Source organism: Streptomyces sp. NRRL S-244 (genome assembly GCF_000717915.1).
Lineage (GTDB): Bacteria > Actinomycetota > Actinomycetes > Streptomycetales > Streptomycetaceae > Streptomyces.
In genome coordinates, this window is record NZ_JOCX01000004.1 from 96938 (window position 1) to 119438 (window position 22501).

Annotated in this window: 15 protein-coding genes; 12 read left to right on the forward strand and 3 right to left on the reverse strand. The window is 71.1% G+C overall.

Annotated features, from left to right (window positions below; genetic code table 11):
• The first annotated feature begins 50 nt into the window (after positions 1-50).
• The 4 genes from IF02_RS0106490 to IF02_RS0106505 all read left to right on the forward strand — a co-directional run bounded on the left by IF02_RS0106490 (position 51) and on the right by IF02_RS0106505 (position 5876).
• Positions 51-1823 carry an ATP-binding cassette domain-containing protein gene (locus IF02_RS0106490; RefSeq protein ID WP_030154301.1) on the forward strand — a complete coding sequence of 591 codons (1773 nt, stop codon included), beginning with the start codon at positions 51-53 and terminating at the stop codon, positions 1821-1823.
• 151 nt (positions 1824-1974) lie between these two features.
• Positions 1975-2916: a FadR/GntR family transcriptional regulator gene (locus IF02_RS0106495; protein WP_324603756.1), complete on the forward strand. Its 942-nt coding sequence runs from the start codon at positions 1975-1977 to the stop codon at positions 2914-2916.
• A gap of 267 nt (positions 2917-3183) precedes the next feature.
• The gene (locus IF02_RS0106500) at positions 3184-4767 is read left to right on the forward strand and encodes an RNA polymerase sigma factor (RefSeq protein ID WP_037835689.1); all 1584 of its coding nucleotides are present in this window, start codon (positions 3184-3186) and stop codon (positions 4765-4767) included.
• A 128-nt stretch (positions 4768-4895) separates the two neighbouring features.
• Positions 4896-5876 (forward strand): serine protease, encoded by a 981-nt coding sequence (locus IF02_RS0106505; RefSeq protein WP_078621925.1) that lies wholly within the window; start codon positions 4896-4898, stop codon positions 5874-5876.
• A 109-nt stretch (positions 5877-5985) separates the two neighbouring features.
• On the opposite strand, the gene IF02_RS0106510 is transcribed toward IF02_RS0106505, so the two are convergent.
• Positions 5986-6219: a DUF7455 domain-containing protein gene (locus IF02_RS0106510; RefSeq protein ID WP_030154305.1), complete on the reverse strand. Its 234-nt coding sequence runs from the start codon at positions 6217-6219 to the stop codon at positions 5986-5988.
• A gap of 444 nt (positions 6220-6663) precedes the next feature.
• Here IF02_RS0106510 and IF02_RS0106515 point away from each other — a divergent pair, with 444 nt between their 5' ends.
• From IF02_RS0106515 to IF02_RS0106525, 3 genes are all read left to right on the forward strand, one after another.
• Entirely contained in the window at positions 6664-8784 is a 2121-nt protein-coding gene (locus IF02_RS0106515) for a DNA gyrase/topoisomerase IV subunit B (protein WP_030154306.1), read from the forward strand.
• Between the two features lie 161 nt (positions 8785-8945).
• Positions 8946-9449, forward strand: a complete 504-nt coding sequence (locus IF02_RS0106520; RefSeq protein WP_037835690.1) for a DUF485 domain-containing protein — start codon at positions 8946-8948, stop codon at positions 9447-9449.
• Positions 9446-11038: a cation acetate symporter gene (locus IF02_RS0106525; RefSeq protein ID WP_030154308.1), complete on the forward strand. Its 1593-nt coding sequence runs from the start codon at positions 9446-9448 to the stop codon at positions 11036-11038. Before IF02_RS0106520 ends, IF02_RS0106525 begins: the two co-directional genes overlap by 4 nt.
• Positions 11039-11074: 36 nt before the next feature.
• Here the strand turns inward: IF02_RS0106525 and IF02_RS0106530 are convergent, their stop codons facing one another.
• Together IF02_RS0106530 and IF02_RS0106535 are read right to left on the reverse strand one after the other, a co-directional pair.
• Positions 11075-11782 (reverse strand): DUF7342 family protein, encoded by a 708-nt coding sequence (locus IF02_RS0106530; protein ID WP_030154309.1) that lies wholly within the window; start codon positions 11780-11782, stop codon positions 11075-11077.
• Positions 11779-13380, reverse strand: coding sequence for a sensor histidine kinase (locus IF02_RS0106535; protein ID WP_030154310.1), 1602 nt, complete (start codon positions 13378-13380; stop codon positions 11779-11781). Before IF02_RS0106535 ends, IF02_RS0106530 begins: the two co-directional genes overlap by 4 nt.
• Positions 13381-13609: 229 nt before the next feature.
• Between IF02_RS0106535 and IF02_RS0106540 the strand changes: the two genes are divergently transcribed.
• The 5 genes from IF02_RS0106540 (at position 13610) to IF02_RS0106560 (ending at position 22472) form a co-directional block, all read left to right on the forward strand.
• Positions 13610-17899, forward strand: coding sequence for a discoidin domain-containing protein (locus tag IF02_RS0106540; protein ID WP_030154311.1), 4290 nt, complete (start codon positions 13610-13612; stop codon positions 17897-17899).
• 102 nt (positions 17900-18001) lie between these two features.
• On the forward strand, positions 18002-19012 hold the full coding sequence (locus IF02_RS0106545) for a LacI family DNA-binding transcriptional regulator (protein ID WP_030154312.1): 1011 nt from the start codon (positions 18002-18004) through the stop codon (positions 19010-19012).
• A 202-nt stretch (positions 19013-19214) separates the two neighbouring features.
• Complete coding sequence (locus IF02_RS0106550) at positions 19215-20615, forward strand: ABC transporter substrate-binding protein (protein ID WP_030154313.1); 1401 nt, start codon at positions 19215-19217, stop codon at positions 20613-20615.
• A 12-nt stretch (positions 20616-20627) separates the two neighbouring features.
• The gene (locus tag IF02_RS0106555; RefSeq protein ID WP_030154314.1) at positions 20628-21581 is read left to right on the forward strand and encodes a carbohydrate ABC transporter permease; all 954 of its coding nucleotides are present in this window, start codon (positions 20628-20630) and stop codon (positions 21579-21581) included.
• 15 nt (positions 21582-21596) lie between these two features.
• Positions 21597-22472 carry a carbohydrate ABC transporter permease gene (locus tag IF02_RS0106560; RefSeq protein ID WP_030154315.1) on the forward strand — a complete coding sequence of 292 codons (876 nt, stop codon included), beginning with the start codon at positions 21597-21599 and terminating at the stop codon, positions 22470-22472.
• Positions 22473-22501: the final 29 nt, after the last annotated feature.

Here is a 22501-nt window from a genome sequence, read left to right on the forward strand (position 1 = left end):
TGCGGTACTCACAATGCCGCAGTGCGGTCTCACACCCCGCGAGAGAAGCGATGCTCCAGGCCATCGGACTCACCAGCACCCCCCGTCGAGACCTCCCGCCCCTGGTGGACGACCTCACACTCGAGGCCCGCCCGGGAACCGTGACCGCCCTCCTCGGCGAACCGGGATCGGGCAAGACCACCGCACTGCGGCTCATGCTCGAACTCGAACCGGGCCGCGGCGTCACCTACTTCCGCGGCCGACCACTGCATCGGATCCCGTATCCCGGCCGTGAGGTCGGGGTGCTGCTCGGCGACGTGCCCGGCAACCCGTCGCGGACCGTCCGGAGCCAGCTGCGGATGCTGTGCGCCGCCGCCGGGGTGCCGGCCTCCCGGGCCGACACCATGCTGGAGGTCGTCGGCATCGCGGGCCTGCGCGACCAGCGGCTCGGCTCGCTCTCGCTCGGCATGGAGCGTCGGGTGGCGCTGGCCGCGGCCCTGCTCGCCGACCCGTGCACGCTGCTCCTCGACGAGCCCGCCGCCGGACTCTCGCCCCGCGAACGCGGCTGGCTCCACGGGCTGCTGCGCGGACACGCCTCCCTCGGCGGAGCGGTGCTCTTCACCACCGCCGACGCCAAGGAGGCCGCCCGCAGTGCGGACCGGGTCGTCAGCATCGCGGCCGGCCGGCTCGTCGCCGACCAGGACGCGGCCGAGTTCGCCCGTACCCGGCTGCGGCCGCGGGTCGCCGTGCGCAGCCCGTACGCCGCCCGGCTGGCCGACGTACTCGGCCGGGAGGCCCGGGCCGCCCAGCGCGCGGTGGAGATCGTGGAGGAGAGCGGCAGCCGCCTCTCGGTGTACGGCAGCAGCTGCGCCGAGGTGGGCGAGGCGGCGTTCCGGCACGGCGTACTGGTCCACCAGCTCGCCGACGAGGCCGGGGACGCCGGCGCGCCGTGCCCGCCCGTACCGCCGGTGCCGCAGGCGCGCACCGAGCCGGGCGGCGCGGCCCCGGCGGACCCGACCGCCGCCACCGCCGCCGCCCACAGCACGCGGCCGGCCTCCAGGGTCCGCCGGGTGGGCGGACCGCTGCGGCCGCTGCGCTACGAGCTGTGCCGGGCCTTCGGTACCGCCACACCCGTCCTCACCGCGGCCGTCGTCGTCGCCGTCTCCGCCGTCACCGCCCTGGTGCTGGCCCGGGCCGGCGGCACCCCGCAGAACCGGCTCCTCGCGGCCTGGCCCGAGCTGCTGCCCCTGCCCCCCGCCGCGCTCGGCGCCGGGCTGCTGGGCGCCCTGGCCTTCGGCGAGGAGTACCGCTACCCCGCGCTCGCCGCCGACCGCGGCACCGTGCCGCGCCGTATGGGCCTGCTCGCCGCCAAGCTCGCGGTCTGCGCCGCCCTCGCCCTGGCCTTCGGCGCCCTCGCGGTCACCGCCGACGCCGCCGCCCTGAAGCTCGTCTTCGACCGCGGCCCGCTGCGCGCCCCCGGCGAATGGCTCTCCCCGGCGGTGAGTTGGGCCGGGCTGCTGATCGGCTGCGCCTGGGCCGGGGTCCTGGCCTCCGGTGTCTTCCGGTCGGCTGTCGCGGGCCTGGCCGCCGTGCTCGCCGTACCGGTCATCGTCGTCCCGCTCGTACGCAAGGCGCTGGACGGCCCCTCCGCGTACGCGGCAAGCGGGCTCGCGGCCCGGCTGCGCGGTCTGGCCTGGGCGCAGTGGCCCCCGGAGGCGGACCGCCTGGTCCTGGGCGCCCTGCGGGTGATGGCCCAACCCGTCGGCACGGCGCTTCTGCTGTCGCTGATGGTCCTGTTGTGCGCCTATGGGTTCACAGGACTGCGCAGCCGCGCCCGTTGGTAAAGGACCGTTGGTGATCGTTCCGGTACCGGGGAAGGTCCGAAGGGGACCGATCCCGTCCGCATCACGTGAACCGGACCACAACTCCGCGCAAAGAGCCCGGTTCTTTACGATAAGTCGTCAATTGCGTAGGTGGCACCGATCACCCTTTCGTGTGCTTTTCACCAAAGACCTCAAGGGTCATCCGAGCACGGCCGACAAAGGATTCGTGAGTACCCTTGCGCACACCATGATGACCGCCGCCCGCCACGCCGACTCCGGCCTCGCCGGCCCGGGCGAACTCGACCGCTACCCCTACGCGGAGGCCTCCGGGACCGACCGCGTCGCAGCGCCCCACTGGGACGGCGCCGACGTCGAGTTGAGCCGGGTAGGCCGCCGCGCGGCAGGCAGCCGCGGCCGCGGACTGCACGGCCAACTCGTCCAGCAGCTCGGCCAGATGATCGTCTCCGGCGACCTCGGCGCAGACCGCCCCCTGGTCCCCGAGGAGATCGGCCAGCGCTTCGAGGTCTCCCGCACCGTGGTCCGCGAATCGCTGCGGGTGCTGGAGGCCAAGGGCCTCGTCAGCGCCCGCCCCAACGTCGGCACCCGCGTCCGCCCGGTCGCCGACTGGAACCTGCTCGACCCCGACATCATCGAGTGGCGCGCCTTCGGCCCCCAGCGCGACGACCAGCGCCGCGAGCTCAACGAACTCCGCTGGACCATCGAGCCCCTCGCCGCCCGCCTCGCCGCCGGCCACGGACGCCCGGACATCCAGCAGCGCCTCGCCGACATGGTCGAGATCATGGGCCACGCCCTCGGCCAGGGCGACGCGATCACCTTCGCCCGCGCCGACAACGAGTTCCACGCACTCCTCATCCAGATCGCGGGCAACCGCATGCTGGAGCACCTCTCCGGCATCGTCTCCTCGGCCCTCCAGGTCTCCGGCAGCCCCGTCACCGCCTGCGACCGCCCGAGCGAGACGTGCGTCGCGCACCACGCGCGCATCGTCGAGGCCCTCGCGGCCGGCGACGCCGTGGGTGCCGAGAACGCCATGCGCCAGCTCCTGACGGTGCACCCTGAGGTCGAGCGCGTGGTCCCCGCACCGCGCGAACACTGACCCGCGGACGGACGGCGGCGCGGGCGCCGGGGCGGTCGGGCGGTCGGGGTGTGACTCGGGCCACGAAGATTGGGCGTAACACTCCGCGAGGTCGAGCGATGACCTAGAGAGGTGATGGCCGACGGAGGGAAGACAGCAGCCCTTGCGGGTGCTGTGCAGCTCCCCGGCCCCTGCCCGCGCCCCCGGCCCATCCCCCGTCGGTGGTCGTCGGCTCCGGTCCAGCACCATCCGGCCGGGGTCGGAAGCCGTTCCCATCGTTCCGAGAGGTTGTTCGTGTCGGCCAGCACATCCCGTACGCTCCCGCCGGAGATCGCCGATTCCGAGTCTGTGATGGCGCTCATCGAGCGGGGCAAGGCCGAGGGGCAGATCGCCGGCGATGACGTGCGTCGGGCCTTCGAGGCTGACCAGATTCCTGCGACCCAGTGGAAGAATGTTCTGCGCAGCCTCAACCAGATCCTCGAGGAAGAGGGTGTGACGCTGATGGTCAGTGCCGCGGAGTCGCCCAAGCGCACCACCCGCAAGAGCGTCGCAGCGAAGACCCCGGCCAAGCGGACGGCCACGAAGACCGTCGCGGCGAAGACGGCGGCCGCGCGGACCGTCGCCGCCGCGGCACCCGCGGCCGAGACGGTGGACCCGGAGCGGCCCGTGGACGCTCCCGCGGAGGAGCCCGGAACCGAGCCCGCCGCGAAGAAGACCGCGGCGAAGAAGACGGCGGCCAAGAAGGCGGCCCCCGCCAAGAAGACCGCCGCGAAGAAGACGGCGGCGAAGAAGACCGCCGCCAAGAAGGACGCCGACGAGGCCGGCGAAGAGGAGACCTCCGAGGAGGGCCCCGGCGCGGTCAAGGCGGAAGCCGAAGAGGAGGAGGACGGCGGCGAGAGCAAGGGCTTCGTCATCTCCGACGACGAGGACGACGCCCCGGCCCAGCAGGTCGCCGTGGCCGGCGCCACCGCCGACCCGGTCAAGGACTACCTCAAGCAGATCGGCAAGGTCCCCCTCCTCAACGCCGAGCAGGAGGTCGAGCTCGCCAAGCGCATCGAGGCGGGCCTGTTCGCCGAGGACAAGCTGGCCAACTCCGACAAGCTGGCGCCCAAGCTCAAGCGCGAGCTGGAGATCATCGCCGAGGACGGCCGCCGCGCCAAGAACCACCTGCTGGAGGCCAACCTCCGCCTCGTGGTCTCCCTCGCCAAGCGCTACACCGGCCGCGGCATGCTCTTCCTGGACCTGATCCAGGAGGGCAACCTGGGCCTGATCCGCGCGGTCGAGAAGTTCGACTACACGAAGGGCTACAAGTTCTCCACGTACGCGACCTGGTGGATCCGCCAGGCGATCACGCGTGCCATGGCCGACCAGGCCCGCACCATCCGCATCCCGGTGCACATGGTCGAGGTCATCAACAAGCTCGCCCGCGTGCAGCGCCAGATGCTCCAGGACCTGGGCCGCGAGCCCACCCCGGAGGAGCTGGCCAAGGAACTCGACATGACCCCCGAGAAGGTCATCGAGGTCCAGAAGTACGGCCGCGAGCCGATCTCCCTGCACACGCCGCTCGGCGAGGACGGCGACAGCGAGTTCGGCGACCTCATCGAGGACTCCGAGGCGGTCGTCCCGGCCGACGCCGTGAGCTTCACGCTCCTCCAGGAGCAGCTGCACTCGGTGCTCGACACGCTGAGCGAGCGCGAGGCCGGCGTGGTCTCGATGCGCTTCGGCCTCACCGACGGCCAGCCGAAGACCCTCGACGAGATCGGCAAGGTCTACGGCGTCACGCGCGAGCGGATCCGTCAGATCGAGTCCAAGACGATGTCGAAGCTGCGCCACCCGTCGCGCTCCCAGGTCCTGCGCGACTACCTGGACTGATCCCCGCACCGGCCGCGCCCGAGGCGATCGGGCCGGCGGCCGTACGGAGGTGGCCGTGCGCGGGTGCGCACGGCCACTTGGCGTCCCACTCTGGGTGGAGTCATGCACACTCAGAGTCAGGAGGCCTCATGCGTCGTCCCTTTTCCCGTGCTCTGGCGGGCGCGCTGACCCTGGTGGCGGGGGCGGCCGCGGCGCCGCTGGCCCAGGCGCCGCACGCAGCCGCGGACAGTGTGGTGATCGGCGGGAAGCCGGTGAAGGCGGCCGACAGCCCGTGGGTGGTGGCCCTCGCCAGCCGTGACCGGTTCGGGGGTACGCGGGGCGGCCAGTTCTGCGGGGGTGTCATCGTGGGCCCGACCAGGGTGCTGACCGCGGCCCACTGCCTGGGCCGCCAGGTGCTGGGCGGCCCGGTCGAGTCCGTCCGCGACTTCCGGGTGATCACCGGGCGTACGGAGCTGCGGGCGGCCGAGGGCCACGAGATCGCGATCCGCTCGGCCCGGGTGAACCCGGCGTACGACGCCCGCAGCAATGCCGGGGACCTCGCCGTGCTGGAGCTCGCCGAGGCCGTGCCGGCCCACTACGTGCTCCCCATGGCCGGGGCGGGGCATCCCGGCTACGCGCCGGGCGGTGAGGCGGCCGTGTACGGCTGGGGCGACACGAGCGGGTTCGGCGACTACGCGTACGCGCTGCGCGCCGCGCGCGTGACGGTGCTGGCGGACGAGGTCTGCGGGCGCGCCTACCCGGGAGACGCCGACGGGCAGTACCGGCCGGAGTCCATGGTGTGCGCGGGACACCGCGACGGCGGCCGGGACGCCTGTCAGGGGGACAGCGGCGGGCCGCTGGTCGCCCAGGGCAGGCTCATCGGGCTGGTGTCCTGGGGGCGAGGCTGCGGGCGCCCGGACAGTCCGGGGGTGTACACGAAGATCGCGCCGCTCACCGGCTTCGTGACGGCCCCGGAGGCGGCCCCGCGGCGAAGCGACGGCCACGACATCGCATGGGGTGCCGAACGGGGCTCCGCACCGGCAGCACGGCCCGTACGGGGGCATGCGACGCAAGAGCCACAAGGGGCTGCGGGAGCGCCCGGGGGAAAACACCGGCCCGAAGGCCGCTAGCCGCGCCGACCCGGACGTGAGGACGGGCGGCACCCCTGGGTCTCAGGGGTGCCGCCCGTCGACCGGCCTGGCCGGTCCTGGCTCGTCGGATGCGAGGTATAGGCCTGTGTCAGCGGTCCTCGGTGTCGGCATTGGCCGTCGGAGCGGACGTGAGCCGCTCGGTCTCATCCTGTATATCCGCGGCGATCTTCTTGAGTTCCGGCTCGAACTTACGCCCGTGGTGGGCGCAGAACAGCAGTTCACCGCCGCTCAGCAGGACGACGCGCAGATATGCCTGGGCGCCGCAACGGTCGCATCGGTCAGCGGCCGTCAGCGGGGTCGCGGGTGTCAGAACAGTAGTCACGTCGCCTCTTCTCTAGCTCGACGAGCTGTCGTACCAGGGTCAACATCCAACCAGGCCGAAAACGTTCCCGCTCGCGGCTTTTCCTCGAAACTTCCTTCCGAAGCTGGCCGGCTGCTGCCGGTTGGCGGCGAAGGAGCCGTATTGCGTTGCTTTACGGTTTCGCGTTGTCAGTCGTTCGCTTGTCGCAGTTCCGTCCTCCCCGGCTGAGTGCCGGTTGTTCATGAGGACGTGCCCGAACCCTAAATGGTTCATGCCTGGAAGGGAACGTGATGTTTGCTTCACCCGACCGGGGGATCGAACACCCGTGCGGTCCTGCACTAGGCTGATGAAGGCACGAGGGTGGCGTTGCATCGGCTCTACCAGGCCTCGGTACCCTTCGACGGGCAACCGAGCCACCCTGCGCCCGACGGGCCAGAAAAAGAAATTCAGCGAGGAGCGAACTGCGTGACCGCCGACACGTCCGTGCCTTCCAGCGCGCTGCTGTCCGGAGCAGACCGGGACGGCTCCAACTACACCGCGCGGCACCTGCTCGTCCTCGAAGGCCTCGAGGCCGTCCGCAAGCGCCCCGGCATGTATATCGGGTCCACCGACTCCCGAGGCCTCATGCACTGCCTCTGGGAGATCATCGACAACGCCGTGGACGAGGCCCTCGGGGGCTACTGCGACCACATCGAGGTGATCCTCCACGAGGATGCCTCGGTCGAGGTCCGCGACAACGGCCGCGGCATCCCCGTCGACGTCGAGCCCAAGACCGGGCTGTCCGGCGTCGAGGTCGTCATGACCAAGCTGCACGCCGGCGGCAAGTTCGGCGGCGGCTCGTACGCGGCCTCCGGCGGCCTGCACGGCGTCGGCGCCTCCGTGGTCAACGCCCTCTCCGCCCGGCTGGACGTCGAGGTGGACCGCAACAGCTCCACCCACGCGATCAGCTTCCGCCGCGGCGTCCCGGGGATGTTCACCGAGCAGGGCCCCGACAGCCCGTTCGACCCCGCCAACGGCCTGCGCAAGACCAAGCGCGTCGCCAAGGGCAAGACCGGCACCCGGGTCCGCTACTGGGCCGACCGGCAGATCTTCCTCAAGGACGCCCGGCTCTCCCTGGAGACGCTCTACCAGCGCGCCCGCCAGACCGCCTTCCTCGTCCCCGGCCTGACCATCGTCGTCCGCGACGAGCGGGCCATCGACGGTGCCGGCAAGACGGAGGAGATGTTCCGCTTCGACGGGGGCATCAGCGAGTTCTGCGAGTACCTCGCGCAGGACAAGGCCGTCTGCGACGTGCTGCGCCTGACCGGTCAGGGGACCTTCAAGGAGACCGTCCCCGTCCTCGACGAGCGCGGCCACATGACCCCCACCGAGGTCACCCGCGAGCTCGGCGTGGACATCGCCCTGCGCTGGGGCACCGGGTACGAGACCCAGGTCAAGTCCTTCGTCAACATCATCGCCACGCCCAAGGGCGGCACCCACATCACCGGGTTCGAGCGCTCGGTCGCCAAGACCGTGAACGAGGTGCTCCGCTCGGCGAAGCTGCTCCGCGTCGCCGAGGACGACGTGGTCAAGGACGACGCGATGGAGGGCATGACGGCGGTCGTCACCGTCCGGCTGGCCGAGCCGCAGTTCGAGGGCCAGACCAAGGAGGTGCTCGGCACCTCGGCGGCCGCCCGGATCGTCGCGGCCGTGGTGGCCAAGGAGCTCAAGGCCTTCCTGACCAGCACGAAGCGCGACGACAAGCAGCAGGCCCGCGCCGTGATGGAGAAGATCGTCGCGGCCGCCCGGACCCGGATCGCCGCCCGCCAGCACAAGGAGGCGCAGCGCCGCAAGACCGCGCTGGAGACCTCGTCGCTCCCCGCGAAGCTGGCCGACTGCCGCAGCGACGACGTGGAGCGCAGCGAGCTCTTCATCGTCGAGGGCGACTCCGCGCTCGGCACCGCCAAGCTCGCGCGGAACTCGGAATTCCAGGCGCTCCTGCCGATCCGCGGCAAGATCCTGAACGTCCAGAAGTCGTCGGTCTCGGACATGCTCAAGAACGCCGAGTGCGGGGCGATCATCCAGGTCATAGGGGCCGGCTCGGGCCGGACCTTCGACATCGACGCCGCGCGGTACGGGAAGATCGTCCTGCTCGTCGACGCCGACGTCGACGGCGCGCACATCCGCTGCCTGCTGCTCACGCTCTTCCAGCGGTACATGCGGCCGATGGTCGAGGCGGGCCGGGTGTTCGCCGCGGTGCCGCCGCTGCACCGGATCGAACTCGTCCAGCCCAAGAAGGGCCAGGACAAGTACGTCTACACGTATTCGGACAACGAGCTGCGCCAGACCCTGCTCGAATTCCAGCGGAAGAACGTCCGGTACAAGGATTCGATCCAGCGCTACAAGGGCCTCGGCGAGATGGACGCGGACCAGCTGGCGGAGACCACGATGGACCCCCGGTTCCGCACGCTGCGCCGGATCAACATCGGCGACCTGGACTCCGCCGAGCAGGTCTTCGACCTGCTGATGGGCAACGAGGTGGCGCCGCGCAAGGAGTTCATCACGAGCTCCGCGGCGACCCTGGACCGCTCGCGCATCGACGCCTGAGCGGCACGCACACCGGCACGCACACCGGCACCACGGCACACCGGTGCTCTTCGCTCCATCACCTGTTGGAGTGAAGAGCGCCGGGACACCAGTCCGGAAAACGTCCATACCGCACATCCTTGTGGCACGCGGCCAATGCGGCAGCGGACAAGGAGAGTTCGGTGGACAAGCACGAAGGTCCCGATGCCGGAACGATCCGGCTCGACGACCCCTGGTACGACGCGCTCGCCGTCGGCTGGGGGGAGGGCGAGGGCGGGGATCCGCCGCCCCCGCGTCCGGCCGCCGGGGGACGCCCCGCGCCCGGGGCGTCCGACATCTACCTGGAAGTGCAGCGCAGCGCCGCCTTCCAGGAGGTCCGCAGCCGCTACCGCGGGTTCGTCGTCCCCGCGACCGCCGGATTCCTCCTCTGGTACGTCGCCTACGTGGTCGCGGCGACCATGGCGCCCGGCATCATGGCCCGCCCCGTGGTCGGGGCCGTCAACGTGGCCCTGGTGGCGGGCCTCGGCCAGTTCCTCAGCACCTTCCTGCTGACCTGGGCGTACGCCAGGCACGCGCGGCTGCGCCGGGACCGGGCCGCGCTCGACCTGCGCTGGACGGTCTTCGAGCAGGAGCGCGACCAGGAGCGCAGCCGGAACCGGAACCAGAGCCGGGGGGCCGGCCGGTGACCACCGAACACCAGACGCTCGCCCTGATCCTGTTCAGCCTCTTCATCGCGGTCACCCTGGGCATCACCACCTGGGTCAGCCGCAACCGGCACGGCTCCGCAGAGGAGTTCTACGCGGGCGGGCGGCTGTTCTCCCCGATGGAGAACGGTTTCGCCATCGCCGGCGACTACATGTCCGCCGCCTCCTTCCTCGGCATCTCCGGCCTGATCGCCCTCTTCGGCTACGACGGCCTGCTGTACTCGGTGGGCTTCCTCGTCGCCTGGCTCGTCGTGCTCTTCCTCGTCGCCGAACTGGTCCGCAACTGCGGGCGCTTCACCCTCGCGGACGTGGTCGCGGCCCGGATGAGCGAGCGGCCCGTACGGATCGCCGCCGGCGCCTCCTCCGTCACCGTCTCGGTGCTGTACCTCGTCGCACAGATGGTCGGCGCGGGCAGCCTGGTGGGCCTGCTGCTCGGCGATTCGGGCACCGCCGCCCGGACGCTGACCGTGATCGGGGTCGGCGCGCTGATGGTGGTCTACGTGTCCTTCGGCGGCATGCGGGCCACCACCTGGATCCAGATCGTGAAGGCCGTGCTGCTCATGGGCGGGGCCGTCACCCTGACCGTGCTCGTACTGCTGCGCTTCCACGGGGACTTCGGCCAGCTGCTCACCAGCGCCGCCGAGCGCAGCGGGCACGGGCGGCGGTTCCTGAGCCCGGGGCTCAAGTACGGCGGCGACTGGACCTCCCGCTTCGACTTCATGAGCCTCGGCCTCGCGCTGGTCCTCGGGACGGCCGGGCTGCCGCACATCCTGTCGCGCTTCTACACGGTGCCGACGGCGCGGGCGGCGCGCCGGTCGGTGGTGTGGGCGATCGTGCTGATCGGCGGCTTCTACCTGATGACCATCGTGCTCGGGTTCGGGGCGGCCGCGCTGCTGGGCCCGGACCAGGTGCGGGCCTCCAACGCCTCGGGGAACACGGCGGTTCCGCTGCTCGCGGCCTTCCTGGGCGGCGGGGCGGAGTCGACCGGGGGAGCGGTGCTGTTCGCCTTCGTGGCGGCGATCGCCTTCGCCACGATCCTGGCCGTGGTCGCCGGGATCACGCTGGCCTCCTCGGCCTCGGTGGCGCACGACCTGTACGCCTCGCTCAAGCGGCGCCACGCGCGCCAGCGCAGCGAGGTCGCCGTGGCCCGGGTCGCGGCCGTCGGGATCGGGGCGGTGGCGATCGCCCTGGGGCTGCTCGCCCAGGACCTGAACGTGGCGTTCCTGGTGGGGCTGGCCTTCGCGGTGGCGGCCTCGGCCAATCTGCCGGTGCTGCTGTACTCGCTGTTCTGGGGGGCCTTCACCACGCGCGGCGCCGTCTGGTCGGTGTACGGGGGCCTGGTTCCGGCGGTGGTGCTGGTCGTCCTGTCGCCGGTGGTCTCCGGCAGCCCGGACTCCCTCTTCCCGGGCGTGAGCTTCCAGTTCTTCCCGCTGCAGAACCCGGGCCTGGTCTCGATCCCGCTGGGCTTCCTGGCGGGCTGGATGGGCACGGTCACCTCGGCCGAGGAGGCGGACACCGCGAAGTACGCGGAGACGGAGGTCCGTTCCCTGACCGGTGCCGGGGCCGTCTGAGCGCGGCTCCCGTCCCCCCGTCCCCCGTCCGCCGGGTCACGCGCTCTCGGACGGGAGCCAGGAGTAGCGGTGTTCCGGGCGGCCCGTCTCGCCGTAGCGCAGGGCCAGGCTGACCCGGCCGGTGCGCTCCAGGAGCTTCAGGTAGCGCTGGGCGGTCTGGCGGCTGATGCCGGCGCGGTCGGCGATCTGCTGGGTGGAGAGCGGGCCTTCGGCGGAGCGCAGGACCTGGCGGACGAGCTCGGCGGTGGTGGCGGAGTGTCCCTTGGGCATCTCGTTCGGGGAGCCGGCCGCGGCGAGGGCGCCGAAGATCCGGTCCACCTCGGCCTGTTCGGCCTCGCCGCCGGTCTCCAGGGTGCGGCGCAGGGAGCTGTACGCCTCCAGCCGGGTGCGCAGACCCGCGAAGGTGAAGGGCTTGACCAGGTACTGGAGGGCGCCGAGGCGCATGGCCGACTGGACGGTGGCCAGGTCGCGCGCTGCCGTGACCATGATCACGTCGGTGCGGTGGCCGAGCTGGCGCAGGCGGCGGACGAGGTCCAGGCCGTTCTCGTCCGGGAGGTAGTGGTCGAGCAGGATCAGGTCCACGGGGTGGGTGTCCAGGCAGGCCAGGGCCTCGGCCGCCGAATGGGCCTGGGCGACGACCCGGAAGCCGGGAACCTTCGCCACGTAGGCCGCGTTGATCCGGGCAACACGCATGTCGTCGTCGACGACCAATACGTGGATGTCGTGGATCGGGGTCTGGTTCATCGCAGGGCCTCCGGGAGTACGACGGAGAACTCCGCCCCTCCGTCCGCTGCCTCGCCGGCCCGGGCCGTGCCGCCCTGGCGTTCCGCGAGGCGGCGTACGAGCGCGAGACCGAGACCGCGCTCGCGGTGGGCTTTGGGCTGCTTGGTCGACCAGCCCTCGGTGAAGATCTCCTCGCGGCGGGCGGCCGGGACGCCGGGGCCGCTGTCCCGTACCCGGAGGATCGCCGTACGGCCTTCGGCGCGCAGCTCGACCTCGACCAGGGGCGCGGCGGAGCCCGCCGCCGCGTCCAGGGCGTTGTCGACCAGGTTGCCCGTGATGGTGACGAGCCCGCCGGGGTCGATGAGGCCGTCGGGGAGGAAGGTGGCGTCGGCGAGCCGCAGCGGGACGCCGCGTTCGGCCGCGACGGTCGCCTTGCCCACCAGGAGGGCCGCCAGCAGCGGGTCGTGGACCTTCTCGGTGACCTGTTCTGCGGTGGTGCGGTGCACTCCGACGACCTCGGTGACGAACTCCACCGCCTCCTCGTGCAGGCCCAGCTCCAGCAGGCCGAGGAGGGTGTGGAGGCGGTTGGCGTGTTCGTGGTCCTGCGCGCGCAGGGCATCGATCAGGCCCTTGGTGGAGTCGAGCTCGCGGCCGAGGTGTTCCAGCTCGGTGCGGTCGCGCAGGGTGGCGACGGCGCCGCCGTCCTCGGTGGGCATCCGGTTGGCGACCAGCACCCGGGGGCCCTGGACGGTGAGCAGATCGCGGCCGGTGACGCGGCCGGCGAGGACGTCGGTGGTGCGGCCGGCGCCCAGTACGTCGTCCAGCGGGCGCCCGGCGACGGTGGCGGCCGCGTCCGGGGCGAGGCCCAGCAGCCGGGCGGCCTCGTCGTTGACCAGCCTGACCCGGCCCTCGCGGTCGAGGGCGATCACGCCCTCGCGGATGGAGTGCAGCATCGCCTCGCGCTCGGCGAGCAGCCCGGCGATATCGGAGAAGGCCAGGTCGCGGGTCTGCCGCTGGATCCGGCGGGAGAGCAGGTAGGCGGCGAGTGCGCCCGCCGCGAGGGCGCCGCCCGCGTAGGCGAGCAGGCCCGGGATGGCGCCGAGCAGCCGGTCGTGGACGCTGTCGTAGGCGATGCCGACGGAAACGGCGCCGACGATCTCCCCGTCGGCCGCGATGAGCGGGACCTTGCCGCGGGCGGAGCGGCCGAGCGTGCCCTCGTCGATCTCCATGACCTCACGGCCCGCGAGGGCGTCGCTCGGGTCGGTGGAGACGGGCAGTCCGATCCGGTCGGCGGCGGGGTGCGAGCGGCGGATGCCGTCCAGGTCCATGACGACCACGTACTCGGCGCCCGTGGCCCGGCGGATCCGCTCCGCCGAGGCCTGCACCGGGCTGTCGGCCGTCGGCCCGGAGTTGAGGAGGTCGGCGGCCAGTGACGGGTCCGCCGCCGCGCTCTGGGCGATGGCCAGGGCGCGCCGCATGGCCTGGTCGTCGAGCTGCGCGCCGAGCGGGGCCAGGAAGAGCCCGGTGGCCAGCACGACGACCCCGGCGGCGATGGCCAGCTGGGTGAGCAGGATCTGCGAGACGGCCCGTCTGGGCAGCCCGAGGCGCCGAGCGCTCATGTGGAGGAACCGCATGACCAGCAACGGTAGGTCGCCTTCGGCCGAAGCGGAATTTCCCCTGTCTACGCAAATGGCTTGCGTGATTTGCGTCCAGCTTGCGCAAGAGATGACGGCACAAAAGTGGGTCAGGGCAGTAGACGACTCGGCAAAGCTCTGCAACTCTCGCACGGCACGACGCAAATTCCTATCTCACCTGGTTCAGAAAACTCATGCCGAGGGACGAGGACATATGAGAAGGCTCCACTGGAGAGGACGGGCGCTGGCCGCCCTGACCGCCACGGCCCTGCTGATGCTGGGATGGCCCGCCCTGACCGCCGAGGCCGCCGGCGGACCGAGCATCGCGGCGGGCCGCCCCGCGGCGGCGAGCAGCAGCAACGGGGCGTACACGGCCGCCAACGCCACCGACGGCAACCAGTCCACGTATTGGGAGAGCGCCGGCGGCGCCCTCCCGCAATGGGTGCAGACCGACCTCGGCGCCACCGCCCGCGTCGACCAGGTGGTGCTCAAGCTGCCCGCGGCCTGGGAGAGCCGCAACCAGACCCTGTCCGTCCAGGGCAGCGCCGACGGCACCGCCTTCACCACCCTGGTGAGCTCGGCGACGTACGCCTTCGGTCAGGGCGGCGGGAACACGGTCACGATCACCTTCCCGGCCGCCCAGACCCGGTACGTCCGGATCGACATCACCGCGAACACCGGCTGGCAGGCGGCACAGCTCTCCGAGCTGGAGGTACGCGCCGCCGGCGAGTCCTCGGCCAACCTGGCCCTCGGCAAGACCCTGACCGCCAGCAGCAGCACCCAGACCTACCTCCCGCCCAACGCCAACGACGGCAATACGGCCAGCTACTGGGAGAGCGCCAACAACGCGCTGCCCCAGTGGCTCCAGGCCGACCTCGGAGCCTCCGTCCGCGTGGACCGCGTGGTGCTGCGCCTGCCCGAGGGCTGGGGCGCCCGTACCCAGACCCTGAAACTCCAGGGCAGCGCCAACGGCACCGACTTCACCGACCTGACCGCGTCGAAGACGTACGCGTTCGACCCGGCGAGCGCCAACGCCGTGACCATCACCTTCGACGCCGCCACCACCCGCCACCTGCGGGTCCTGATCTCGGCGAACTCCGTACAGCCCGGCGGACAGGTGTCCGAGCTGGAGATCTACGGCCCGCAGACCGGGGACACCCAGCCCCCGACCGCCCCCGCCGAGCTCGCCTACACCGAGCCCGCCACCGGCCAGATCAGGCTCACCTGGAAGGCCGCCACCGACAACACGGCCGTCACCGGCTACGACGTGTACGCGAACGACCAGCTGCGCACCACCGTGGCCGGCGACGTCACCACCTACACCGACACCCAGCCCACCGGCACCAGCGTCACCTACCGCGTCCGGGCCCGGGACGCGGCCGGCAACCAGTCGCCCGACAGCAACAGCGTGACCCGCGCCGCGGACACCGGGGACACCCAGGCACCCACCGCCCCGGCCGCCCTGACCTTCACCGAGCCGGCCGCCGGCCAGGTCAAGCTGGCCTGGCAGGCCTCCACCGACAACATCGGCGTCACGGGCTACGAGGTGTACGCGAACAACGTGCTGCGCACGACGGTGGCCGGCAGCGCCACCACGTACACCGACACGCAGCCGGCCGACGCCACCGTCAGCTACTTCGTGCGCGCCAAGGACGCGGCGGGCAACCGCTCCGGCGACAGCAACACCGTGACCCGCAACGGCACCGGAGGCGGCGGCTCCAACCTGGCCGTCGGCAAGCCGATCACCGGCTCCTCCGTGATCCACACCTTCGTCGCCGAGAACGCCAACGACAACAGCACCTCCACCTACTGGGAGGGCGCGGCCGGGGCCTACCCGAGCGCCCTCACGGTCAAGCTCGGCGCCAACGCCGACGTCGACCGGCTGGTCCTCAAACTCAACCCGGACAGCAGCTGGGGCACCCGCACCCAGAACATCCAGGTCCTGGGCCGGGAGCAGAGCGCCCCGGGTGCAACGGGCCTGGTCGCCGCCAAGGACTACGTCTTCAACCCGGCGTCCGGCGCCAACACCGTCACCATCCCGGTGCACGCCCGCGTCGCGGACGTGCAGCTCCGCTTCACCTCCAACACCGGGGCCTCCAACGGCCAGATCGCCGAGTTCCAGGTCATCGGCGTCCCCGCGCCCAACCCGGACCTGGAGGTCACCGGCCTGAGCGCCACCCCGGCGGCCCCCGTCGAATCGGACTCCGTCACGCTGTCCGCCACCGTCCGCAACAGCGGCCCGGCCCCGGCGGCCGCCACGGCCGTCACCTTCAAGCTCGGCGGCAGCCCGGTGGGCACGGCGAACGTGCCCGCCCTGGCCGCGGGCGCCACGGCCACCGTCACCGCCGGCATCGGCGCGCGTGACGCCGGCACCTACCCGCTGAGCGCGATCGTCGACGAGGCGAACACGGTCATCGAGCAGAACGACACCAACAACGCCTTCACCGGCTCCCCGCTGGTGGTCCGTCCGGTCGACAGCTCCGACCTGGTCGCCTCCGCCGTGAGCTGGTCCCCGAGCGCCCCGTCCGCGGGGCAGCCGGTCGACTTCACCGTCACCGTCCGCAACCAGGGCACCGTCGCGGCCGCCTCCGGCGCGCACGGCGTCACGCTCACCCTCCAGGACGCGGCCGGCGCCACCGTCCGTACGCTCACCGGCTCCTTCAGCGGCGCTCTGGCACCCGGCGCCTCGACCGCCCCGATCGCGCTCGGCGGCTGGCCGGCCGCGAACGGCAAGTACACGGTCAAGGCGGTCCTCGCCGACGACGCCAACGAACTGCCGGTCAAGCGCGCGAACAACACCTCCACCAGGCCCTTCTTCGTGGGCCGCGGGGCGAACATGCCCTTCGACATGTACGAGGCGGAGGACGCGGCGGTCGGCGGCGGAGCCACCGTCGTCGGCCCCAACCGCACCATCGGCGACATCGCGGGCGAGGCCTCCGGCCGCAAGGCCGTCAACCTCGACGCGACGGGCGAGTACGTCGAGTTCACCACCCGCGCCGCCACCAACACCCTGGTCACCCGCTTCTCCATCCCGGACGCCCCGGGCGGCGGCGGCATCGACTCCACCATCGACGTCTACGTCAACGGCACCTTCAAGAAGGCCCTGCCGCTGACCTCGAAGTACGCCTGGCTGTACGGAGCCGAGGCCTCCCCGGGCAACTCCCCGGGCTCGGGAGCCCCGCGGCACATCTACGACGAGGCCAACCTGCTGCTGGGCGAGACCGTCCCCGCGGGCAGCAGGATCCGCCTCCAGAAGGACGCGGCCAACACCACCAGCTACGCGATCGACTTCGTCAGCCTGGAGCAGGCCGTCGTCACACCCAACCCGGATCCGGCGACGTACACCGTCCCCGCCGGATTCACCCACCAGGACGTGCAGAACGCCCTGGACAAGGTCCGCATGGACACCACCGGCAAGCTCGTCGGCGTCTACCTGCCGCCGGGGGAGTACGAGACGGCGAGCAAGTTCCAGGTGTACGGCAAGGCCGTCCAGGTGCTCGGCGCCGGACCCTGGTTCACCCGCTTCCGCGCACCGGCCACGCAGGACAACACGGACGTCGGCTGGCGCGCGGAGGCCAGCGCCAAGGGCTCTTCCTTCGCGGGATTCGCCTACTTCGGCAACTACACCTCGCGCATCGACGGCCCCGGCAAGGTGTTCGACTTCTCCAACGTCACCGACATCACCATCGACAACGTCTGGAACGAGCACACCGTGTGCCTCTACTGGGGCGCGAACACGGACCGCATCACCATCAAGAACGCCCGGATCCGCGACACGTTCGCCGACGGCATCAACATGACCAACGGCAGCACGGACAACCTCGTGTCCAACAACGAGGCGCGGTCCACGGGTGACGACAGCTTCGCGCTGTTCTCCGCGATCGACGCGGGCGGCGCGGACATGAAGGACAACCTGTACGAGAACCTGACCGCGATCCTGACCTGGCGCGCGGCCGGTGTCGCCGTCTACGGCGGCTACGACAACACCTTCCGCAACATCCACATCGCCGACACCCTCGTCTACTCGGGCGTCACCGTCAGCTCGCTGGACTTCGGGTACCCGATGAACGGATTCGGCACCGATCCGACCACCTTCGAGAACGTTTCGATCGTCCGGTCCGGCGGCCATTTCTGGGGCGCGCAGACGTTCCCCGGGATCTGGCTGTTCTCGGCCTCGAAGGTGTTCCAGGGCATCAGGATCAACAACGTCGACATCGTCGATCCGACCTACAGCGGCATCATGTTCCAGACGCAGTACGTCAGCGGCCAGCCGGTCAACCCGATCAAGGACACCGTCCTGAAGGACATCACCATCACCGGGGCGAAGAAGAGCGGCGACGCCTTCGACGCCAAGTCCGGCTTCGGGCTCTGGGCGAACGAGATGCCCGAGGCGGGGCAGGGTCCGGCGGTCGGTGAGGTCACCATCCACAACCTGAAGACGAGCGACAACGCCGTGGACGTACGGAACACGACCTCGACGTTCAGGATCAACCAACTGCCGTAGCCCGGCGGTGCGAAGACGGGAGGCGGGGCGCCTCCGGGGTACTCCCGGGGGCGCCCCACCTCCCCGCAAGCGACTTGCATTTCTTGCGCTACTCTTGCGCGCATGACGCGACGACTTGCTCAAGTGGCGAAGAAGGTGGGGGTCAGCGAGGCAACGGTCAGCCGGGTGCTCAACGGCAAGCCGGGCGTCTCGGAGGCCACCCGCCAGTCCGTGCTCACCGCCCTCGACGTGCTCGGGTACGAGCGGCCCACGCAGCTGCGCGGCGAGCGCGCCCGGCTGGTCGGGCTCGTGCTGCCGGAGCTGCAGAATCCGATCTTCCCCGCATTCGCCGAGGTCATCGGCGGCGCGCTGGCCCAGCAGGGGCTGACCCCGGTGCTGTGCACGCAGACCACCGGCGGGGTCTCCGAGGCCGACTACGTCGAGCTCCTCCTCCAGCAGCAGGTGTCCGGCGTCGTCTTCGCCGGCGGCCTCTTCGCGCAGGCCGACGCCCCGCACGGGCACTACCGGCTGCTGTCCGACCGCAAGGTCCCGGTGGTGCTCATCAACGCCTCCATAGAGGACCTCGGCTTCCCCTGCGTGGCCTGCGACGACGCCGTCGCCGTCGAGCAGGCCTGGCGCCACCTGGCCTCCCTGGGGCACGAGCGCATCGGCCTGGTGCTGGGCCCGCCCGACCACATCCCCTCCCTGCGCAAGCTGACGGCCGCCCAGGCGGTCGCCGCCGCGGCCGGCACCGAGCTGCCGCCCGCCCACGTGGAGCGGGCGCTGTTCTCCCTGGAGGGGGGCCACGCGGCCGCCTCCCGGCTGCTCGACCGGGGGGTCACCGGCATCATCTGCGCCAGCGACCCGCTCGCGCTGGGCGCCGTACGGGCGGCCCGCCGCCGGGGGCTCGACGTGCCCCGGGAGGTTTCCGTGGTCGGCTACGACGACTCGGCGTTCATGAACTGCACCGAGCCCCCGCTGACCACCGTCCGCCAGCCCATCGAGGCCATGGGCCGGGCCGCCGTCGAGCTGCTCACCGCGCAGATCCAGGGCGCCGCCGTGCAGCCCGGCGAACTGCTCTTCGAGCCCGAGCTGGTGGTCCGCGGCTCCACCGCACAGGCCCCGCGCGCGTAGTCCCGTACCGGCTCCGCACGTACGGCGAAGGGCTCCGGAACGTCCCCTGGACGCTTCGGGGCCCTTTGTGCGTCCCGCGTCCGGCACCAGGCTGTCAATCTCTTACGAAATCTGCGCGAGATATTGCGTCCATCTGTGGGTGGTGGTTGAGTGTGCCGCGCTCGCCCCATGCCTCCTGCCCGATGCTCGAAGGGGACCACCGATGAGAACCAGCCTCCGCCGCAGCACCGCGACCGCCCTTGTCTGCGCCCTCGCCGCCACCGCCCTCGCGGCCTGCGGTACGAGCAGCAGCGGCGACGGCAAGTCAGCGCAGCCGAGCGGCGGTTCCGCCGACGCCGCCGCCCCGCTCGACCCGAAGACGAAGGTCTCCCTCTCCATCGACTGCATGCCTCCGGCGGCCAAGGCGGCCGAGCTCAAGGAGTGGAAGGAGGACGTGGCGGAGTTCAACAAGACGTACCCGAACGTCACGATCGAGGGCCGTTCCACCCCCGGCCAGTGCCTGGAGCCCCCGCGCTTCACCGCGATGCTCAAGGCCAAGTCCCAGCCGGACGTGTTCTACGCGTACTTCACCGACCTCCAGCAGGTCCTCGACAACGACGGCGCCGAGGACATCTCCGCCTACGTCACCCCGCAGTCGGTGCCCGCGGTCGACGACATCGACAAGAACGTCCTGGGCGTCCTCAAGCGGGACGGCAAGCTCTACGGCCTGCCCACCAGCAACTACACGATGGGTCTGCTGATCAACCGCAAGCTCTTCCAGCAGGCGGGCCTGAACCCCGACACCCCGCCGCGCACCTGGGACGAAGTCCGGGCCGCGGCCAAGAAGATCGCGGCCCTCGGCAACGGCACCGCCGGCTACGGCGAGTACAGCGTCGAGAACACCGGCGGCTGGCACTACACGGCCGCCCTGTACGGCCTCGGCGGCGACATCGTCGGCGCCGACGGCAGGGCCGCCTTCAACAACGCCACCGGAAAGCAGATCGTCGACAACCTCCACGCCATGCGCTGGGAGGACGACAGCATGGGCAAGACCCAGCTGCTCAAGTGGGGCGACCTGCAGAAGCAGATGGCCTCGGACAAGCTCGGCATGTTCCTCGCCGCGCCCGACGACATCACGTACATGGTCCAGCAGCTCGGCGCCAAGTACGAGAACTTCGGCATGGGCCCGCTCCCCGGCGGCGCGGCCACCCTGGCCGGCGGCAACGGGTACATGATCAAGAAGGGCAGCTCGCCCGACAAGATCAAGGCCGCGGTCGCCTGGCTGAACTTCAAGACCCTCGCGGTCGGCAAGGGCCAGTTCCGGTACGACCGCTCCAAGGCCGACGGCCTGCCGGTCGGCCTCCCGCAGCCCGCGTTCTTCACCGGCGCGAGCAAGTCGAAGGACGACGAGCTGAAGGCCGCCAGCGCCACCATGCCCGTCGCCAACTTCAAGGCCTTCCTGGACAACCCGGTCCCCGGCAAGGCGGAGCCGAAGAAGGCCCAGGAGGTCTACAAGGTGCTCGACAAGGTGATGTCCGGGGTCCTCACCAACAAGGACGCCGACGCCGGGCAGCTCCTCGCCGAGGCGGAGAAGGCGGTCAACCAGCTGCTGGCGAACCAGTAGGAGCGAGCGGCGATGTCGGCTCCCACCACCCTGCCCACCACCCCGCCCACCGCCCCGCCCACGAGCCGCGCCGCGCGCGCGGCCTCGAAGGAGGAGTTCCGCCGGGCGTTCAAGCGGAACCTCACGGCCCACGGATTCCTGATCGGCGCCGTCCTCTGCTTCTCCTTCTTCTCCTGGTACCCGATGGTCCGGGAGTTCCTGCTGGCCTTCCAGAAGACGGAGGGCGGCACCACCCGATGGGTCGGCTGGGACAACTTCCGCCACGTCTTCCAGGACCCGGGCTTCTGGCAGGCCTGGCGCAACACCCTGCTCTTCACCGGGCTCGCGCTGGTCCTCGGCTTCCTCCTCCCCTTCGTGGTCGCCGTCGTCCTCAACGAGTTCCGGCACGCCCAGGGTTATCTGCGCCTGCTGGTCTACCTGCCCGTGATGATGCCGCCGGTGGCCTCGGTCCTGCTGTTCAAGTACTTCTACGACCCCGGATACGGCCTCTTCAACAGGGCCCTGGAATTTCTGCACCTGCCGGCGCAAGACTGGCTGCAATCCAGTGACACCGCCATGCTGTCCGTCGTCATCGCGTCGACCTGGATGAACATGGGCGGCGCGACCCTGATCTACCTGGCCGCCCTCCAGGGCGTCCCCGGAGAGCTGTACGAGGCCGCCGAGCTGGACGGCGCCGGACTGCTGCGCAAGATCTGGCACGTCACCGTCCCGCAGACCAAGCTCATCCTCTCGCTCATGCTGCTGATGCAGATCATCGCGACGATGCAGGTGTTCACCGAACCGTTCCTGCTGACCGGCGGCGCCGGCCCCGAAGGATCGACCACCACCGTCGTCGTCCTCATCTACCAGTACGCCTTCAGCTTCAACCAGTACGGCGGCGCCGCGGCCCTGGGACTGTGCCTGCTCGTCCTGCTCGCCGGCTTCTCCGCCCTGTACGTCCGCCTCAGCCGCGACAACGAGAGCTGACAGGAGCCCCCTGCCATGGCAGAGCGCACGCTGATATCCCCCGCGCAGCTGGGCCGCACCCGGGGGAAGATCCTCTACTGGACCGTCCTCGCCGTGGTGGTCATCGCCTTCACCGCCGTCTTCCTCGGCCCCCTCTACTGGATGGTGGCGGGCGGCCTCAAGAGCACCGAGGAGTTCGCCCGCGTCCCGCCCACCCTGGTGCCCCACTCAGCGCACACCGCGAACTACACGGCCGCCTGGAAGGTCATGGACCTCGCCAAGCTGCTGTTCAACACCCTCTACTACGCCTTCGGAGCCCTCGCCTTCCAGCTCGTCCTCGACGTCGGCGCCGCCTACTCGCTGTCCAGGCTGCGCCCCGTCCTCGGCAAGGCGGTCCTCGGCATGATGCTGGCGACCCTGATGATCCCGGCCACCGTCCTCGTCGTACCGCAGTACCTCACGGTCCTCGACGTGCCGCTCGTCCAGCGGAACCTGCTCAACTCGCCCTGGGTCATCTGGCTGCCGTCCGTCACCAACGCCTTCAACATCTTCCTGCTGAAGCGGTTCTTCGACTCCATCCCGCAGGAGATCCTCGACGCCGCCTCCATCGACGGGGCGAGCGCCCTGCGCACCCTGCGCTCCGTGGTCCTGCCGATGTCCCGGCCCGTCCTCGGCGTCGTGTCCATCTTCGCGATCGTCGGCGTCTGGAAGGACTTCCTCTGGCCGATGCTCACCCTCCCCGACCCGGCGCTGCAGACCCTCAACGTCGGCATCTACTCCCTGTCCACGGGAGTGCCCGAGAACCACCTCATCGCCGCCCTCGCGATGGCCTCCGCGCCCACGCTCCTCGTCTTCCTGGTCTTCCAGCGCAACATCGTGAGCGGTCTGACGGCGGGCTCCCTCAAGGGCTGACCACCGAGGGCCGACCGCAGCGCCCCGCA

Coding starts and splice junctions, on each gene's coding strand:
- IF02_RS0106490 (WP_030154301.1), top strand. CDS start 51: ATGCTCCAGGCCATCGGACTCACCAGCACCCCCCGTCGAGACCTCCCG.
- IF02_RS0106505 (WP_078621925.1), top strand. CDS start 4,896: ATGCGTCGTCCCTTTTCCCGTGCTCTGGCGGGCGCGCTGACCCTGGTG.
- IF02_RS0106530 (WP_030154309.1), bottom strand. CDS start 11,782: ATGAACCAGACCCCGATCCACGACATCCACGTATTGGTCGTCGACGAC.
- IF02_RS0106535 (WP_030154310.1), bottom strand. CDS start 13,380: ATGAGCGCTCGGCGCCTCGGGCTGCCCAGACGGGCCGTCTCGCAGATC.
- IF02_RS0106540 (WP_030154311.1), top strand. CDS start 13,610: ATGAGAAGGCTCCACTGGAGAGGACGGGCGCTGGCCGCCCTGACCGCC.
- IF02_RS0106545 (WP_030154312.1), top strand. CDS start 18,002: ATGACGCGACGACTTGCTCAAGTGGCGAAGAAGGTGGGGGTCAGCGAG.
- IF02_RS0106550 (WP_030154313.1), top strand. CDS start 19,215: ATGAGAACCAGCCTCCGCCGCAGCACCGCGACCGCCCTTGTCTGCGCC.
- IF02_RS0106555 (WP_030154314.1), top strand. CDS start 20,628: ATGTCGGCTCCCACCACCCTGCCCACCACCCCGCCCACCGCCCCGCCC.
- IF02_RS0106560 (WP_030154315.1), top strand. CDS start 21,597: ATGGCAGAGCGCACGCTGATATCCCCCGCGCAGCTGGGCCGCACCCGG.